Genomic DNA, 15,660 nt, shown 5'->3' with positions numbered 1-15,660 from the left:
TAGGTACGCTACCACGCAACCTAACGACTGTCAGGTTACCGGGTGGTGTGTGACCGGCGACACTCCGTGTTCACCTTGACTGTGCCGTAGCGGCACAGTTTGGACTGGTGGTGTCGCGATCGGGGACGTCGAAGGAGGGGATCGTCGTGGGAGGGGTCGCCGTGGGGTGGAGCACCCGCCAGCTCGCCGAGCTCGCCGGGACGAGCCTGCGCGCGATCAGGCACTACCACGACGTCGGACTCCTGCCCGAGCCCGAGCGACGCGCCAACGGCTACAAGACCTACGGCGTGGCCGACCTCGTCCGCGTGCTGCGGATCAAACGCCTGACCGGCCTCGGGCTCTCGCTGGCACAGATCGCCGAGCTCGGTGACGAGGAGTACCCGGAGGAAGCGCTGCGAGCGCTGGACGCCGAGCTGGCCGCGACCATCGACCGGCTGGAACGGATCCGCGTCGAGCTCGCCGTGATGCTGCGCAGGCCGATGCCCACCGACCTGCCGCCGATGCTGTCGAAGTATCTCGCCGACGTGGACCTGACCGCCACGGACCGCCAGTTCGCCGCTGTCCTCGCGCAGGTGCTCAGCCCGGCGAAGCTCGGCGCCTACGCCGCGACGCTGCGCGACTACCAGCGTGACCCCGCGGTCGTCGAGTTCGACGCCCTGCCTGCCGACGCGGACGAGCAGACCCGCGAGGACCTGGCCGAACGCCTGGCGCCGCACTTCCGCAAGACCCAGGCCGACTTCCCGCAGATGACCGAACTCGTCGACGACGCGCCGCGCGGCAAGAACTTCGCGCTGCGGACCATCTACCAGGCCATGCACGACATCTACAACCCCGCGCAGATCGACGTTCTGATGCGCACGACGAAGTAGCCCCAACCAGCTCGGTGACCCGAGGACGAACACGGGACGGCTGACCGGCCGTTCCGAGGATCCCACATGTTTCCAGGAGGGGACAAGCACGTGAAAATGCTGCGTTACGCCGCGATACCGGCGGTCGTCGGTGGGCTGCTGGCCGGAAGCGTTCCGGCACTGGCAGACCCGCGAACGGCGAACACCGCCGCCGTTCCCGCCCGGTACGCCGGGCAGACGCTGGACTGGCACCTCTGCGCCGACGCGGAGCTGCCCACTCCGCGGCAGCCCGGTACCCAGGACCTCGAGTGCGCCACGTTCCGCACGCCGCGCGACTGGGACCGGCCGAACGAACGCCAGGACCTGACCATCGCGATCAGCAGGCTGAAATCCACCGGGCCGACGACCGCGTCCGTGCTCACCAATCCCGGCGGTCCTGGCGGGCCGGGCCGCGACTTCCCCGCGGTTCTGCGCAACCAGGCCAAGTTGCGCGAACACCAGGAGATCATCGGCATCGACACGCGCGGCACCGGCAAGAGCACGAACGTCAGCTGCGGCGGCGGTCTCGGAGTCGGCACCACCCTGGACGCGCGTGACCGCGATCCCCGCAACCTGAACCTGATCGTCGACTCGGTCAAGTACGCCGCGAGCTCGTGCCAGCGCGCCTCCGGTGAGCTGGGACCGCTGATCAGCACCTTCCAGATGGTGCGGGATCTCGAACTGCTGCGCGTGCTGCTCGGCCGGGAGAAGATCAACTGGATCGGCTACTCCGCGGGCACGTGGCTCGGCGCGCGCTACGCCCAGCAGTTCCCGAACCGCACGGGCCGGTTCGTGCTGGACTCGTCGACCGAGTTCACCGGCAGCTGGCAGCAGTCCTTCGCTTGGCAGCCACTGGGCTTCGAGCGTCGCTTCCGGCAGGACTTCCTGCCGTGGCTGGCTCGCTACGACTCCACGTACCACTTCGGCACCAGCGGCGAGGCCGCTCGCCAGACCTACGAGAACGTCCGGTTCGCCTTGACGCGCAACCCGGTCGACCTCGACGGCGTCCAGGTCGGCCCGACCACGCTGGACACGTACGTCCTCGGCGGGTTGAAGTCCAAGCACTCCTTCCCCCTCACGGCGAACATGCTGGTCAAGGTCAAGGCGCTGACCGAGGCGTCCACACCGGACCAGGCAAGGGCCGAGGCGCGCGCAGAGGTGAAGTCGGCACTGTCGAAGCCGCGTTCCCCGCTGAGCGAACCGATCGGGACCGGCGACGCGCCGGACGCCTTCGAAGGCACGCTCACCAACACGGTGTGCAACGAAGGCACCTGGACCGGAAACCGCCAGTCGATCATCCGGCAGTCGCAGCAGTTCATCGACCGCGGCCAGTCGCTGATCGTCGGAACGTGGATGTGGTTCCAGTTCTGCGCCTTCTGGAAGGGCCAGCCGTGCCCACTGCCCACTATGGACGGCAAGGGTGTCCCGCCGGTGCTGATCGTGCAGTCCGAGAACGACCCGGCCACGCCGATCGAGGGTGCGCGCAAGGCGCACAAGGCCTTCCAGAACTCCAGGTTGCTGACGGTCACCGGCGAAGGTGACCACGGCATCTACGGGCTCGGCAACGCGGGCGTGGACAAGATCGTGGACGCGTACCTTGTGGACGGTGTCGTGCCGGACGACCAGAGCGTCCCCGGCATGCCGCTGCCCGTTCCCCCGGGCAGGTAGGGATCACTTCGTCAGTTCGCCCGCGATGGTGGTGACGAGCTTGGCCCACTGCTGGTCGTCGTCACGCAGGGTCCGGCTCGTCTCCAGGTGAACGAAGACGCAACCGTGCTTGGCGGCTTCCTTGCCCTGGTCGTTGCCGTTGCCTTCCAACTGGCCACAGGAGCGCTCCCAGGACCGGCAGACCTCCATGCCGGTGTCGCCGATGCCGTCGGCGAGCCGTTTGACCGTCGCACCAGCCTTCCCGGCACCCGGCGAGATCACCACGTCGGTGTCGGGAAGGCTTTCGTCGTGGAAGCCGTGCACCTGAACCTGTGGGATGTCCCGTTCGGACAGATCGGTGGCCACGGCGTGGAACGCGGAGTCGGTGCGGTGCGCGACGTCGCCCTTCTGGACACGCCGGTGCGTCCCGGCGACCAGCATGATCGACCCCGGCACCGCGCGGAACAGGGCCAGCCCGATCCGTTCGGTGCCGAGGTCGGAGTTCGGGTGCGGCACCTCGATGGCCGCCCGGACCGGCATGGACAGGTCGATCAGGTACACGCCCCACGCGCGGTCGGTGTCCCGCTCGTTCATCACGAGCGCGTACTGCCTGCCAGTCTCGGGATCGGTTCCGGTCGTCAACGTGAAGCCGAGTCGCCGCAGGGCATCGGCTCGGCCGGGGTCGGATTTCGACTGGAACAGGGGGGTCAGCGCGGCCACGAGGTCCCTGCGCTCACCGGCCGACGGCGGCCGGTACGGCGCGTCGGGCCGCAGACCTGCCGCGAACTGCGTGAGCGTGTCGGTCAGACCCTTCGCGGGCACCGCCACACCGGGTTCGTCATCGTCGTTGATGCTGATCACGACCACCGCGGCCACCACAAGTGCGACGATGGCGCTGACTATGGGGATCCACTGCCGTACGCGCGTACTCATCGCCGCGCAGTGTAGACGTTCCGAGTGATCGCTCCGGTTGATGAACCACTACGCGCATGCGTCCGTATGCGAAGTGTGGCAGCAGCCGACGTATCGGAGAGGTCTTGAGGATCTTCAGGAAAGGGCAGGAACGCGCGGGGCTGGCGGGCCAGCTGGCGGAGAGCGGGTTTCCCGCGGGTGTCGCGGTTCCCTCGGGCGTGCTGGTGGTGTTGCTCGTCCTGCTCGCCGGGTTCTGCGTACTGCACCTGCGTGCACCCGCGGTGACCGCGCCGCAGGCCGTGGTGGAGTGCCACCAGGAACTCGTGACGGATCTGGCCAGATCCCTGGCCGCGACGGCCCAGCAGAACGTCACGGACCTGCGCACCGCGGTCACCGTGTCGGACCCGGCGCGGCCACCGGACGAACTCCTCGCCACGGTCAACCAGAGCCAGCCGAAATGGCGGGGCATGGCCCTGCTGGACAAGGCCGGTGGGCAGCCCGTCGCCGCTCGCGGCGAGCCGATCGCCCTGCCGGGCGCGGTCGCGGGCGGCACTGTCGCACCTGTTCAGCGTGCGGACGGCGCGTTGCGCACGCTGGTGGCCGCGCCTTTGCCGGACGGCCGGATCCTGGTCGCGGTCGCCGCCTCAGGGATCCCGGGCACACCGCTGGACGCCGACCTGCGCCAAGGGCTTGTGCTGAGCAACCGGGCGGGCAAGATCGTCGACTTCCGCGGCACAGTGCCCGGCACCGAGGACGAAGCCGCGCAGTCCCTGCTCGCCAACGCCGCCACAGCGGCCGACCAGGGCCGGACCGGCAGTTTCGTCGGCGATCCCGCCCCGGAACCCGGCGCCAAGGACCCGACACGCCCGTACGCCATGGTCGTGGCGTACGCACCCGTCGCCGGTGATGGTGTACCCGACCTCGGCTTGTCGCTGCTGTCGGTGGTGCGGACGCCGGTGGTGGACGCTGGGCCGCCACAGCAAGGGATCCGGCCCGCGCTCGCGTTGGTCGTCGTGGCGCTGACCGGGTTCGGGCTGATCAGGTTCGCGCTCGTCGGGCCGGTGCGGCGGTTGCGCGTCGACATCCTCAAGGTCGCGAACGGGAAACTGGGGCATCGCGTCCGGCTGTCGCATTCCAAGGAGGCACGCCGGATCGCCGTGGCGGTCGAGTACTGCCGCGCGAAACTGCGCGGCAAGGACGCCGCTCGTGTCCGGTGGCGGCCGGGCCTGTCGGCGCGCACCTCGGTCGTGATCGCCGCGCTGGCCGTTCTCGCCTGGTCCGGCTGGGTGTTCGCGACCCTGGGTTACGGAACGGTGCTGGTGCCCGACTCGGTCGTCAGCAGCCACCGCAGCCAGGTGGGCAACACGGTGGAGACGATCCACCGGACCGTCGACGACGGGCTCGTGGACCTGAAGTCCGTCGTGGGGATCAACGGCACGAAGGACCCGGCGTCACTCGGGCCCGTCGTACGGGAACTCGCCGAGCAGGACCGGTTCCGCAGTGTCTACGTCGTCGACAAGTCCGGCAACGTGACAACGACGTCCGCGGGAAGGCCGCCGTTGCGCACGAGCACCGCCTTACCCGCGGAACCCGGCGTCCGGCTCCAGGACACCGCGGGCAGGATTCCCGTTCTCTTCGCGCACACCCAACTGCCCGGCGGGGACCACGCACTGGTCGCGGAGTTCGATGTGGACCATCTCGTCGCCCTGTTGCGGCGCGCGCCGGGCCGGGTCAAGCTCGTCAACGCGGAACTGCGGACCCTCGCCGCGACCGAAGGGTTCGTCGCGTTCGAGAAACTCTCCGGGGAGAACGCTCGCCGAGGCGCCACGGACGCGTTCGCCGGGCGGCCCGCGGCCAGAGTGGACGGTGGCGGAGTCGACCGGACGGTGGTCGTCGCACGTCCGGTCGAGGACCTGCCATGGGTGGTCGTATCGGAGAAACCCGTCCGTGAACTGAGTCTGCCCGGCAACGACGTCCGGCGCGGTGCTCTGCTGGTCTCCCTGATCGGTGCCCTGTTCGGGGTCCTGTTGTTCGGCTGGCACCACCTGGTGCTGATCCGGCCGCTGCGCAGGGTCGCGGCGACCGGGGAGTTCGCGGACGGCAAGAAGACCGACGTGATCTACCCGCAACGACAGGACGAGATCGGCACCATCGCGTGCTGCCTGGAGATCTGCCGCCAGGCGTTGACCGAGGGCAGGGCCAGGCTCGGCTCGGTGCGCAGGCCGCGCGGCACCGCGACCGAGGAGACCACGCAGATGGCGCGGATCACCGACGGTCGTCCCCGGGGCGACCGACCCAAGGCCGAGGTCTGACGTGCAGTTCCTGTTCTCGGTCTTCGCAGGCGGGTGCCTGGCGTTGCTGGTCCTCGGGATCGTCGAGCAACGCCGTCACTACGCCAATCTCAGGCGCATTCCCACCCGGGTTCTGATCAACGGCATCCGCGGCAAGAGTTCCATCACCCGGCTGTGCGCGGGTGCGTTGCGTGGGGGAGGGCTGGTGACGGTGGCGAAGACGACCGGCACCGCGGCCCGGTTCATCCACCCCGACGGCAGCGAGGAACCGGTGTACCGCAAGTTCGGGATCGCCAACGTGGTCGAGCAGATCGGCATCGTGCGGCGCGCGTCGGCGTACCGGCCGGACGTGCTGGCGATCGAGTGCATGGCGGTGATGCCGGACCTGCAGGAGATCAACCAGAGCAAGCTGATCCAGTCCACCATCGGCGTGCTGTGCAACGTCCGCGAGGACCACCTGGCCGAGATGGGGCCCACGCTGGACGACGTGGCCCGGTCGTTGAGCCGGTCCATGCCGGTCGGCGGCGTGTGCGTGACCGCGGAGAAGGAACGGCTGCACATCCTCGAACAGGAAGCCGAACGCAGGGACTGCGAGCTGATCGCCGTCGACCCGGAGTCGGTGACCGACGAGCAGATGGCCGGGTTCAGCTGGATCACGTTCAAGGAGAACGTGGCGATCGCGTTCGCCGTCGCGGACCTGCTTGGCGTCAACCGCCACTCGGCGCTCGCCGGGATGTGGGCGGCGGCACCGGATCCCGGTGTGCTGTCGGTGAAACGGTACCGAGTGGACGGTCTGCGGCTGCGGTTCGCGAACGTCTTCGCCGCGAACGACCCGGAATCGACCCTGATGAACGTCGAGCAGCTGCTCGGCAACAAGGCCATCGAACGACCGCTGCACGTGGTGATCAACTGCAGGCCGGACCGGGTCGAACGCAACGGCCAGATGGGTGCGCTGGTCCCGAAGCTCGACCCGGTCCGCGTGGTGCTGATCGGCGAGGCCACCCGCAGCGCGAAGACGGCGATCCCGGCGGACTGGCGGGGCGAGGTGGTGGACATCGGTGGCCGCGTGGACCCCTCGAAGCTGCTGTCCGGGGTGCTGGACGGGATGACGGACGCGGCGTCGCTCGTGACCATCGGCAACATCCACGGGCAGGGCGAGATCCTGCTGGAGCAGTTGGCCGAGTTGCCGCAGGAACCCGCCGACGCGAAGCCGGTGAAGCCCGCGCGGCCCGCGGACTCCGGGCGCGCGGGGAAGTCCGGATCCGCCGGGGGTCTCCGGCCACCCAGAGGCACGGGAACACTCAAGCCCAGTCCTGTGCCGCGCAGACCACCGGCGGCGCAGGAGACGACGATGCCGTTGCCGCGTGTCCCCGCGGCAGGCCGTGACCGAAGGAGCGGGCGGTGATCGCGGGCAGCCTGCTCAGCGAGGTCGCCACCCTCGGCCTGGCGATCGGGCTGCTGTTCTCGCTGGTCTGCTACCTGGCGACGAACCTGTCACCCGGCGGCATGATCACCCCCGGCTGGATCGCGCTGACCCTGGTCGAGGACTACCGGCGCGCCGGGATCATCCTGGTCACGACCGCGCTCACGTTCCTGTTGACCAAGGTCCTGCAGCGCGTGGTGATCCTCTACGGCAAACGGCTGTTCGCCGCCGTGGTGCTGACGGGGGTGTTGTTGCAGACCGGGTTGTTCGTGTTGATCCAAAGCGACTTCCCGTTGCTGTTCGCCCACCAGACGCTCGGTTTCGTCGTCCCCGGGCTGATCGCGTACCAGCTTGTCCGGCAGCCACCGGTGGCCACGGTGCTCAGCACGACGGCGGTCAGCCTGGCCAGCTACGGGGTGTTGGTCAGCGGCGTACTGGTCGGTCTCGTGCCCACGACTTGACGAGAAGGAGTTGACATGTCCAGAACCACCACAGCCGTGCGGGCGGGGGTGCTTGTCGCGGCCATCGGTGTGGCCGTGGCGGCGTTCGTCCACTTCGACGAGGAGCCGCCGCCCTCCAGCGCGGTGAGTGCTGTCCCCAGCGGTGGTGGTGCTGTGCTGCCCGAGGCGGTGAACGACAGCTACACGTTCGAGCGCCTGGACAACCCGCCGCGCACGGTTGTGCGTGATGCCAGGTCCGTGGTTGCCGCGACGATGACAGACGGGGCGCGGACCGTTGTCGTCACCGGTCCAAGTCGGACGTTCCGTGAGCCGAAAGCCACCACAGCCGTTGTCACGACCAATGCGTGGGTGCGGTTGGCACCGCAGGCGTGGCAGGCGGGCGGTGAATCAGCGGACTGGTTCCGGCCGTGGCTGGCCAACGCGTTGCGCGACGAGAGCCCGGACGTGTTCGCCGTGGCGATGGAATACCTCGACGGCGCCACCGACCGGAAGGACGCCAAGGGAATCCGGTTCAGCGGCGACGCGGCGTTCGGCCCGGTGGCACCGACGGGTGACGGCCGCCTCGAACGCTCGGACTTCTACGACTACCTGGGCGTCGCCTGGACCTTCGGCGACGGCACACAGGCCGAACCGGACAGTGAGCACTACGGCTCCGTCGACTGCTCGGGGTTCGTCCGCCTGGTCTACGGCTACCGGATGAACTACCCGCTGCGCAACACGAACACGCCGGGCCCGGGGCTGCCGCGGCGGGCGTACGCGATAGCCGAGTTCGGGCCCGGCGTCACCCTCGTGCCCGACTCCGGCCGCCGCAGCACGGCGTACACCGCCCTGCAACCCGGCGACCTGGTGTTCTTCGAGGTCGAAGGCAGCACCGACCAACTCGACCACTCGGGCATCTACCTCGGTGTCGACTCCGAGGGGCACCACCGCTTCATGTCCAGCCGTGAACGGATCAACGGTCCGACCATCGGCGACGTCGGCGGAACGTCCTTGTTGGACGACGGCGGCATGTACTCCAGAGCGTTCCGGGCCGCCCGGCGACTCTAGGTGCCGCTAGGCGCCGCGACCGGTCCGTTGTTGCAGCTCGTCGATGAGCTTGGACGCCTCGGCCTTGGTCAGTTCGTCCGGGATCTGCTCACCGGCTTCCTGGGCGAGCGTGTGCAGGTAGGACTGCTGCGGTCCGGTCATCGGCTCGTCGCCCGTCGTCCACTCCTCGGGAGCCTTCTCCGGATTCGGCTCGGTCATGCGCCACCTTCTTGATCGGGAACGTATGTTCGATGACTACCCGGGGCGTGGTCCGGCTAATCATCGCCTGGTCGAAGTGCTGATTAACCGCGTGACCGGCGGGGTATCCGGACGCCGGTGTTGATCGTTCAAGTGTCGGAGGTCGGGTTATGGGCATCCTTGTCCTGCTGTTGGTGATCTGGTTGGCGTTGTCGGTTCTCGGGTTCGTCGTCAAGGGCCTGGTCTGGCTGGCGATCATCGGCATCGTGCTGTTCCTCGCCACGGGCGTGTGGGGCTATTTCCGCAGGGGCGCCAACCGGACGTGATCTGTTTGACCGGCGATCCGCGCGGCAACCATGTCTGGTATGGGCTTACTCGACCGGATTGACGACCGGCTCGGTGACGGGCTGGAAGCGATGTTGTGCAGGCACCACGCCCGTCGGTTGCGCGGCCTCGGCTGGGGTGAGGTGCTCGACGAACCCGGAACGGGCTGGTTCACACCTCGTGCGCCAGTTCGGGAAGGGTGCCGGGTGGACGTGCTCGTCGACGGGAAGCAGGCGTTGCCTGCGATGGTCGAGGCGATCAAGGGCGCCCGTTCGTACGTGCACATCGCGGGATGGCACTCCAGCCCTGGATTCCGCCCCACGCGGGGAGAGGATGCCCGCACGCTCAGGGAGTTGCTCGCCGAGGCCGCGGAACGCGTTCCGGTTCGGGTGCTGCTGTGGGCCGGGCCGCCTGTGCCCGCGTTCGAGCCGACACGCAAACGCGCGCGGGCAGCGTGTCAGGAGTTCATGCGGGACAGCAAAGTGCGGTGTGTGCTGGACGCACGGGAGCGGACACTGCATTGCCACCACGAGAAGCTGGTGATCGTCGACGACGAGGTCGCTTTCGTCGGTGGTATGGACTTCACCGCCTTGGAAGGCGACCGGCACGACAGCCCCGAGCACCCGGCCGACCGGCCGATCGGCTGGCACGACACCGCGATGCGCGCGGAAGGGCCGGTGGTCGCCGACGTGGCCGACCACTTCCGGCAACGCTGGGTGGAAGTGGCTGGCGAGGCGCTGCCGTCTCCGCGTACACCCGCCCCGGCAGGGAACTCGACTGTCCAATTTGTCCGCACGATTCCGGAGAAGACCTACGAGTTCGCGCCGCGCGGTGAGTTCGGCGCGCTGGACGCGTACCTGCGCGCGCTGCGATCGGCTCAGGATCTGGTGTACCTGGAGAACCAGTTCTTCTGGTCGCCGGAGATCGCCGAGGTGTTGATCGACAAGCTCCGGCACCCGCCACACAACCGGTTCCGCGTCGTGCTGGTGTTACCCCGGAAACCGAGCAACGGCGCGGACACGACCCGTGGTCAGCTCGGTAGGCTGCTTGACGCCGACGACGGCAACCAGCGCCTGCTGGCTGTCACGCTCACCTCGCACGACGGCGACAACAAGGTGCCGGTCTACGTGCACGCGAAACTCGCTGTGGTCGACGACAAGTGGCTGACCGCGGGGTCGGCCAACCTCAACGAGCACTCGCTGTTCAACGACACCGAACCCAACCTGGTCACCGACGACGCGGCGGTGGTGAAGGACGTCCGGCTGCGCCTGTGGGCCGAGCACCTGAGGCGTCCTGTGTCCGAGTTGGACGGAGAGCCGGCCGATGTCGTCGACCGGCTCTGGCGGCCGCTCGCCGAGGGCAAGGAGAAGCACCGGTTGACCCTGCTGCCGGGTGTTTCGCGACGGGCCGGGCGGCTGCAGGGGCCGTTGCGCGGCTTGCTCGTCGACGGCTGAACCTGCCGACCTCTCAGAGACAGGGTGGCTGGTAGCGGTCGATCCGCAGGCCGCGGAACTCGAGCTTGTTCGGTGTCTTGCCGACGAAGACCAGGCCGCGTGCCTCGGTCAGCGCCGATTCGAACGAGTACGACGGTTTGCCGAGTTCCGGCAGCGTCGTCCAGGCCTTGGGCGAGAAGCTGAAGAACTTCCGCACCATTTTCCCGCCGGTGGACGGGACGAGCGTGAGCCATTTGTCGCCGCCGCTCCAGTGCGACGCCGGGCGCAATTGGACGTAGAGGTCGTCGGTGGCGCTGTAGGTCATCCAGAATCCGGACGACCGGGTCAGGTCGGCCTGTGCCTCGAACTGGTTGCCGAGCCAGACGACCACCACGTGCCACTCGTTGTTCAGGAACGCCACCTTGGCGGCATAGTGGTTGCCTTGCCGCACAAGCAGATTGCCGGTGGCGGGGATCGTGGTGCCTTCCCCGCTGGCCAGCCACTGCTGCAGCCGGTCGATGGACGGTGTCGCGCACTCGCATCGCGCGGCGCCCGTGGTTCGTTCCGTCCTCGCGTTGGCGACCGGACTGATCAGACAGGCCGCTAACAACACCGCCGTGAACATCCCGATGAATGAGACCCTGTTCCGATTTGACGTCGAATCTGCGTGCATTCGACGAAAGTTACCGGACCGCGGGCGGGATCGGCACGGTCACATCGAATGGACTGTGTGCCCGTGTGGTGGCCACTACCTACGGCGTGCTGACCCGAGGCCGTCCGGGCGGCGGCGCGGTGATGGTCAGCCAGAGCTACGCCGCGGTCGGATTCGAACTGCCCGGGTGTCGATAATGTCTGGACCATTCGACAGTGTGCTCCAGTTCATTTCAGCGGTTGATGAGGAATGGGAGCGGTCGTCTGCGCTATGGATCACATTCGACGTTCGAATGGTTTGGTCGTCCCGAATCCGGCGCGGTTTCACGCCCGCGGCCAGCCCATGATCATCATGAACCGGCTGGTCATGGGGTATGCTGTGACCAGGCGTGTCCAGATGACCGCGAGTCGTTAAGGGTTCGTAAAATTCCGGAGATTCGCTGGTGGCCGGTTGCTTGACGAATAGATCGCGACCGGGACTTACGTTGACTTGGGAGAGTCTTTACTCTACGGTCGCTCGCAACGGGAAATGTCGATCTGCCGCCCTGGTATTGCTTTCTCTTTCATTCTGGACGGTGTTGCATGCGCACGCGGGAAAACCGGACCATCAGCGTCCCGGCGACTCTGGTACGCGGCGGGACCAGCAAGTGCTGGCTCTTCGACGTCGCCGACATCCACGGCCGGGGCGCCTCGCTCGAGGACGTGCTGGTGACCGCCTTCGGGTCACGCGACCGCAGTCAGATCGACGGCGTCGGCGGTGCCACGTCGACCACGTCGAAGGCGGCGATCGTCGCCCACTCCTACGAACCCGGCGTCGACATCGACTACACCTTCGGTCAGGTCGGCGTCGGCGTCGAACGGGTGGAGTGGGGCAGCAACTGCGGCAACTGCGCGACCGCGGTCGGGCTCTACGCGATCCACTCCGGACTGGTCCGACCACGCGGCGACCACACCAGGGTCCGGATGCGCAACACCAACAGCGGATCCCGGATCGACGCGGTGGTGGCCACACCCGGCTCCGAGTTCGTTCCCACCGGTGACGCCGTGGTCCCCGGGGTCGCGCTGCCGGGGGTCGCCGTCGGCCTCGAGTTCATCGACCCCGTCGGGGCAGGCGCGTTGTTGCCGACCGGTCGTGCCGTCGATCCCCTTGGGCCAGAGGACACCCCGGCCACACTGGTGGACGCCGGTGCGCCCGCCGCGCTGCTCGACGCGCCGTCGGTCGGCCTCACCGGCTCGGAAAGCGTGGCGGAGTTCGCACAGCGGCTGCCCGGGTTGCTGCCGTTGCGCCGCGAGGCCGCGATCCGGATGGGACTGTCCACACCGGAGCAACCGGTCGACCACGCGGTGCCGAAGCTCGGTGTCATCGGGCCGCCGCGGGATTACACGACCACCGCGGGGCAGCGGGTGACCGCCGCGGAGTTCGACGTCTCGGTGCGGATGGTCTCCATGCACGCACCACACCCGGTGATCGGCCTGACGTCGATGGTCGCGGTGGCCGCCGCCGCGACGGCACCCGGCAGCACGGTGCACCGGTACACCGCCGCGGGCAGACGGATCCGGATCGGCACCGCCGCCGGTGTGGTGTCCGCGGTGCTGGACCTGGACACGTCCGGGCGGTTGACCGGTGTGACGCTCAACCGGTCCGCCAGGGTGATCGCCCGGGCGGACATCTTCGTCCCCGCTGCCCGCAGCGAGCCCGCCATCGCCCGATGACGAAGGCCGCCGTGCCGGGTGCGACCGCGTTCAGCGCCCGGTGGTTGACCCCGCTGGTGATCGGCACGCTGTTGAACGCGGTCAACTCGTCGATGATCGCGGTCACCCTCGTCCCGATCGGCCGTGACCTCGGCGTCGGGGCGACGCACACGGTGTGGCTGGTCACCGTGCTGTACCTGACAACGGCCACCGCGCAGCCGGTGATGGGCAGAGTCGTGGACACCCTGGGCGCCCGGCGGGTGCTGACGGCCGGGCTCGTCGCGGTGATGGCCGCGGGCCTGCTCGGTGCGCTGGCCCCGGACTTCTGGACGCTGCTGGCGGCCAGGATCCTGCTCGGCGTGGGCACGGCGACGGGCTTTCCCGCCGCGATGGCCATGGTCCGGGCGCGGACAGAGGAGACCCCGTCGAGGGCGCTGTCGGTCCTGGCCACGTCGACGCAGGCGAGCATGGCGGTCGGGCCGACGCTCGGCGGTCTGCTGGTCGGCATCGGTGACTGGCGCTGGACGTTCGCGGTGAACGTTCCGGTCGCGGCGGTCGGCCTGATCCTGGCGTTGAAGTGGTTGCCACCGGACGAACCGGTCGGACGAGGTGCTGCGCGGTCCCCGCTGGACCTCGTCGGCATAGGACTGTTCACGCTCACCCTGACCACGTTGCTGTTGTTCCTGATGGGTCCGGGCGGACTGGGCTCGCTGTTCCTCGGTACGGGACTGCTCGCGGGTGCCGGACTGGTCGTGTGGGAGCTGCGCACCCGTGATCCGTTCCTCGACCTGCGCGCACTGGCCACGAACCGGCCGCTGGTCGCGACCTACCTCCGGCAGGGCAGCGGCTACCTGGTGATCTACGCGTTCCTTTACGGATATCCGCAGTGGCTCAGCGAAAGCCGCCACCTGCCGGAGGCGGCGATCGGCCTGGCGATGCTGCCGATGTCGATCACGACCGTCGCCCTGTCCGCGCTCGGCGCCCGGCTGGTCGGCAGTGTCCGCACGCGCCTGGTGCTCACAGCGGGGGCGCTGCTGGCCGGGTCGGTGGCGCTGCTGTCGATGTCGGCCGGCACCGCGATCGGACTCGTTGTCGCCGTGGGACTTCTGTTCGGTGTCGGGCAAGGCCTCAGCACGGTCGCCAACCAGACTGTGTTGTACGCGCAGGCGCCGCGCGACCGGATCGGCACACTGTCGGGACTCTTCCGCACCTCGCAGTACCTCGGTGCGCTCGCGTCGACCAGCGTGCTCGCAACGGCGTACGGGCAAGAAGCCACGGACGCCGGGCTCGGCACGCTCGCGCTCGTGCTCACCGGAGTCGCCGCCGTGCTCATGGTGATGACCGTCGCCGACCGCACAAGGGCCTAGAGTTCCTGGCAAGTTGATCACTTGTGGTGCCGGAAGGTTCATGATTGTTGATCATGAACGAGCGCGGAAGGTGAGCAGCCGTCATGGATCGTCCCGGACGACCTGTGGAAACGAATGGAGCCACTGTTGCCCCGTTGGGAATACGCGTTGTCGTGGCCGGGCCCAAGCGGCTGACTCTGAACCAACACACAACGGGCTGGTACGTAACCAACACAGTGCACCCAGCGCCGGAAACCGAACCCCGGCTGGAAACCGCACTCCAACGCAACCAACAGCGCAAAGCAATCAGACATTATCCGTTAACTCAGCCCCAGCGACAAGCAGGCCATAAGTAGGCAGACCGTAACTCAACCGTGGCCCACGCTGGTAAAATAGCACTGTTTCCGATAAACTGGACTTATGCCCGAACAGCTCGCTGTTCCATTCCGCCCGACCGGTCAACCACCACACATCCCGCTCACCGACATGACACGGGATCAAGTTCTTGACTATGTGATAGACCGTCACCGGCGTCGTAACCAAATCGACGGTGAAATCGTGCAGGCGTATGCCCGGTTCGCGGAACTGACCCCGCCACAACGCAGCGGAATCACGATCGGAGACGGCGCGGCAGAAGAGATCGCGGTGGAACTGGCGGTCAGCCCCAACACCACCGCCAAACACCTGCACGAGGCCCAGGAATTGGTGACCCGCCTGCCGGGGACGGTGTCGGCGCTGACGGCGGGCGAGATCGACGTCATGCGGGCCAAGGCCGTGCGCGAGTACACCGCCGAATTGGACGACGACCAGGCCGCACACGTGGAGAAGCGGGTGTTGGCGGGCGGGAAGCAAGAGAACCTGACCCGGTTCAAGCACGTCCTGCGGCGGGAAGTGATTCGGGCGGATCCGCAGGGCGCTGAACAGCGCCGGTTGGCGGTGAAAGCCCAGCGGGATGTCACCCGATGGCACCGGGCCGACGGGACCTCGAGTCTCACCGTCCACTTGCAGCCACACGAGGCGGAGTTGGCGTATCAGCACATCAACCTGCTCGCCGGACACGCCACAGGCGCAGGCCGGAACCTCGCGACGGCGCGGGCTGATGTGTTCATGGACCTGATCGGCGGCAAACAGGTCGACCGGCCGTCGGTGAGTGTGAACGTGGTGGTGCCGATGACCACGTTGATGGGATTGAACCAGGAACCGGGGGAAATCAGCGGGATCGGGCCGATCACTGCTGAGTACGCGCGGGAGTTGGCGCAGAACGCGACCTGGCGGCGGGTGATCACCGACCCCGCCGGGCAGGTGCTGGAGGTGTCTCGGCGGCGGTTCGCTTCTCCGGAGTTGAGGCGGTTCGTTCAGGTGCGGGACA

15 protein-coding genes are annotated in these 15,660 nt (G+C 68.1%); 12 read left to right on the top strand and 3 right to left on the bottom strand.

Annotation, left to right across the window (positions count from 1 at the left end; genetic code table 11):
• The first annotated feature begins 146 nt into the window (after window positions 1-146).
• Window positions 147-869: a MerR family transcriptional regulator gene (locus ALI144C_RS00775; RefSeq protein WP_237773887.1), complete on the top strand. Its 723-nt coding sequence runs from the start codon at window positions 147-149 to the stop codon at window positions 867-869.
• Window positions 870-935: 66 nt separating this feature from the next.
• Window positions 936-2,555: an alpha/beta hydrolase gene (locus tag ALI144C_RS00770; protein WP_237773886.1), complete on the top strand. Its 1,620-nt coding sequence runs from the start codon at window positions 936-938 to the stop codon at window positions 2,553-2,555.
• Between the two features lie 3 nt (window positions 2,556-2,558).
• Here the strand turns inward: ALI144C_RS00770 and ALI144C_RS00765 are convergent, their stop codons facing one another.
• On the bottom strand, window positions 2,559-3,467 hold the full coding sequence (locus ALI144C_RS00765) for a hypothetical protein (protein WP_143230305.1): 909 nt from the start codon (window positions 3,465-3,467) through the stop codon (window positions 2,559-2,561).
• A gap of 104 nt (window positions 3,468-3,571) precedes the next feature.
• Here ALI144C_RS00765 and ALI144C_RS00760 point away from each other — a divergent pair, with 104 nt between their 5' ends.
• Genes ALI144C_RS00760 through ALI144C_RS00745 form a run of 4 tightly spaced genes read left to right on the top strand, consistent with a single transcriptional unit; the run spans window position 3,572 to window position 8,668 of the window.
• Window positions 3,572-5,758 carry a cache domain-containing protein gene (locus tag ALI144C_RS00760; protein ID WP_076985028.1) on the top strand — a complete coding sequence of 729 codons (2,187 nt, stop codon included), beginning with the start codon at window positions 3,572-3,574 and terminating at the stop codon, window positions 5,756-5,758.
• Between the two features lies 1 nt (window position 5,759).
• Complete coding sequence (gene pgsB, locus ALI144C_RS00755) at window positions 5,760-7,142, top strand: poly-gamma-glutamate synthase PgsB (protein WP_083752590.1); 1,383 nt, start codon at window positions 5,760-5,762, stop codon at window positions 7,140-7,142.
• Window positions 7,139-7,621: a poly-gamma-glutamate biosynthesis protein PgsC/CapC gene (locus ALI144C_RS00750; RefSeq protein WP_076985027.1), complete on the top strand. Its 483-nt coding sequence runs from the start codon at window positions 7,139-7,141 to the stop codon at window positions 7,619-7,621. Before pgsB ends, ALI144C_RS00750 begins: the two co-directional genes overlap by 4 nt.
• Window positions 7,622-7,636: 15 nt before the next feature.
• Window positions 7,637-8,668 (top strand): NlpC/P60 family protein, encoded by a 1,032-nt coding sequence (locus ALI144C_RS00745; protein WP_076985026.1) that lies wholly within the window; start codon window positions 7,637-7,639, stop codon window positions 8,666-8,668.
• Window positions 8,669-8,674: 6 nt separating this feature from the next.
• Here ALI144C_RS00745 and ALI144C_RS00740 read toward each other — a convergent pair whose 3' ends face one another.
• The gene (locus ALI144C_RS00740) at window positions 8,675-8,866 is read right to left on the bottom strand and encodes a DUF3072 domain-containing protein (protein ID WP_076985025.1); all 192 of its coding nucleotides are present in this window, start codon (window positions 8,864-8,866) and stop codon (window positions 8,675-8,677) included.
• A gap of 149 nt (window positions 8,867-9,015) precedes the next feature.
• Here ALI144C_RS00740 and ALI144C_RS55180 point away from each other — a divergent pair, with 149 nt between their 5' ends.
• Both ALI144C_RS55180 and ALI144C_RS00735 read left to right on the top strand, forming a co-directional pair.
• The gene (locus tag ALI144C_RS55180; RefSeq protein ID WP_168211138.1) at window positions 9,016-9,171 is read left to right on the top strand and encodes a hypothetical protein; all 156 of its coding nucleotides are present in this window, start codon (window positions 9,016-9,018) and stop codon (window positions 9,169-9,171) included.
• A gap of 39 nt (window positions 9,172-9,210) precedes the next feature.
• Window positions 9,211-10,623 (top strand): phospholipase D-like domain-containing protein, encoded by a 1,413-nt coding sequence (locus ALI144C_RS00735; RefSeq protein ID WP_083752589.1) that lies wholly within the window; start codon window positions 9,211-9,213, stop codon window positions 10,621-10,623.
• Window positions 10,624-10,636: 13 nt separating this feature from the next.
• On the opposite strand, the gene ALI144C_RS00730 is transcribed toward ALI144C_RS00735, so the two are convergent.
• Window positions 10,637-11,227, bottom strand: a complete 591-nt coding sequence (locus ALI144C_RS00730; RefSeq protein WP_083752588.1) for a hypothetical protein — start codon at window positions 11,225-11,227, stop codon at window positions 10,637-10,639.
• A gap of 26 nt (window positions 11,228-11,253) precedes the next feature.
• On the opposite strand from ALI144C_RS00730, the gene ALI144C_RS00725 reads away from it, so the two are divergent.
• The 4 genes from ALI144C_RS00725 to ALI144C_RS00710 form a co-directional block, all read left to right on the top strand.
• Complete coding sequence (locus ALI144C_RS00725) at window positions 11,254-11,451, top strand: hypothetical protein (RefSeq protein ID WP_076985023.1); 198 nt, start codon at window positions 11,254-11,256, stop codon at window positions 11,449-11,451.
• A 384-nt stretch (window positions 11,452-11,835) separates the two neighbouring features.
• Entirely contained in the window at window positions 11,836-12,966 is a 1,131-nt protein-coding gene (locus ALI144C_RS00720; RefSeq protein WP_076985022.1) for a PrpF domain-containing protein, read from the top strand.
• On the top strand, window positions 12,963-14,312 hold the full coding sequence (locus ALI144C_RS00715) for an MFS transporter (RefSeq protein WP_076985021.1): 1,350 nt from the start codon (window positions 12,963-12,965) through the stop codon (window positions 14,310-14,312). The genes ALI144C_RS00720 and ALI144C_RS00715 overlap by 4 nt, the downstream gene beginning before the upstream one ends.
• A gap of 537 nt (window positions 14,313-14,849) precedes the next feature.
• Window positions 14,850-15,660: DUF222 domain-containing protein (locus ALI144C_RS00710; protein ID WP_168211137.1), on the top strand; the 811-nt coding region annotated here is incomplete at its 3' end.

The sequence above is a fragment of the Actinosynnema sp. ALI-1.44 genome (genome assembly GCF_001984155.1).
Taxonomy (GTDB): Bacteria; Actinomycetota; Actinomycetes; order Mycobacteriales; family Pseudonocardiaceae; genus Kibdelosporangium.
This window is presented reverse-complemented; position numbering and strand designations above follow the sequence as displayed.

What these genes read in the sequence shown, in the direction of transcription:
- ALI144C_RS00740 (WP_076985025.1), bottom strand. Translation starts at nt 8,866, where the DNA reads ATGACCGAGCCGAATCCGGAGAAGGCTCCCGAGGAGTGGACGACGGGC.
- ALI144C_RS00765 (WP_143230305.1), bottom strand. Translation starts at nt 3,467, where the DNA reads ATGAGTACGCGCGTACGGCAGTGGATCCCCATAGTCAGCGCCATCGTC.
- ALI144C_RS00720 (WP_076985022.1), top strand. Translation starts at nt 11,836, where the DNA reads ATGCGCACGCGGGAAAACCGGACCATCAGCGTCCCGGCGACTCTGGTA.
- ALI144C_RS00735 (WP_083752589.1), top strand. Translation starts at nt 9,211, where the DNA reads ATGGGCTTACTCGACCGGATTGACGACCGGCTCGGTGACGGGCTGGAA.
- ALI144C_RS00730 (WP_083752588.1), bottom strand. Translation starts at nt 11,227, where the DNA reads ATGTTCACGGCGGTGTTGTTAGCGGCCTGTCTGATCAGTCCGGTCGCC.
- ALI144C_RS00715 (WP_076985021.1), top strand. Translation starts at nt 12,963, where the DNA reads ATGACGAAGGCCGCCGTGCCGGGTGCGACCGCGTTCAGCGCCCGGTGG.
- ALI144C_RS00745 (WP_076985026.1), top strand. Translation starts at nt 7,637, where the DNA reads ATGTCCAGAACCACCACAGCCGTGCGGGCGGGGGTGCTTGTCGCGGCC.
- ALI144C_RS55180 (WP_168211138.1), top strand. Translation starts at nt 9,016, where the DNA reads ATGGGCATCCTTGTCCTGCTGTTGGTGATCTGGTTGGCGTTGTCGGTT.
- ALI144C_RS00770 (WP_237773886.1), top strand. Translation starts at nt 936, where the DNA reads ATGTTTCCAGGAGGGGACAAGCACGTGAAAATGCTGCGTTACGCCGCG.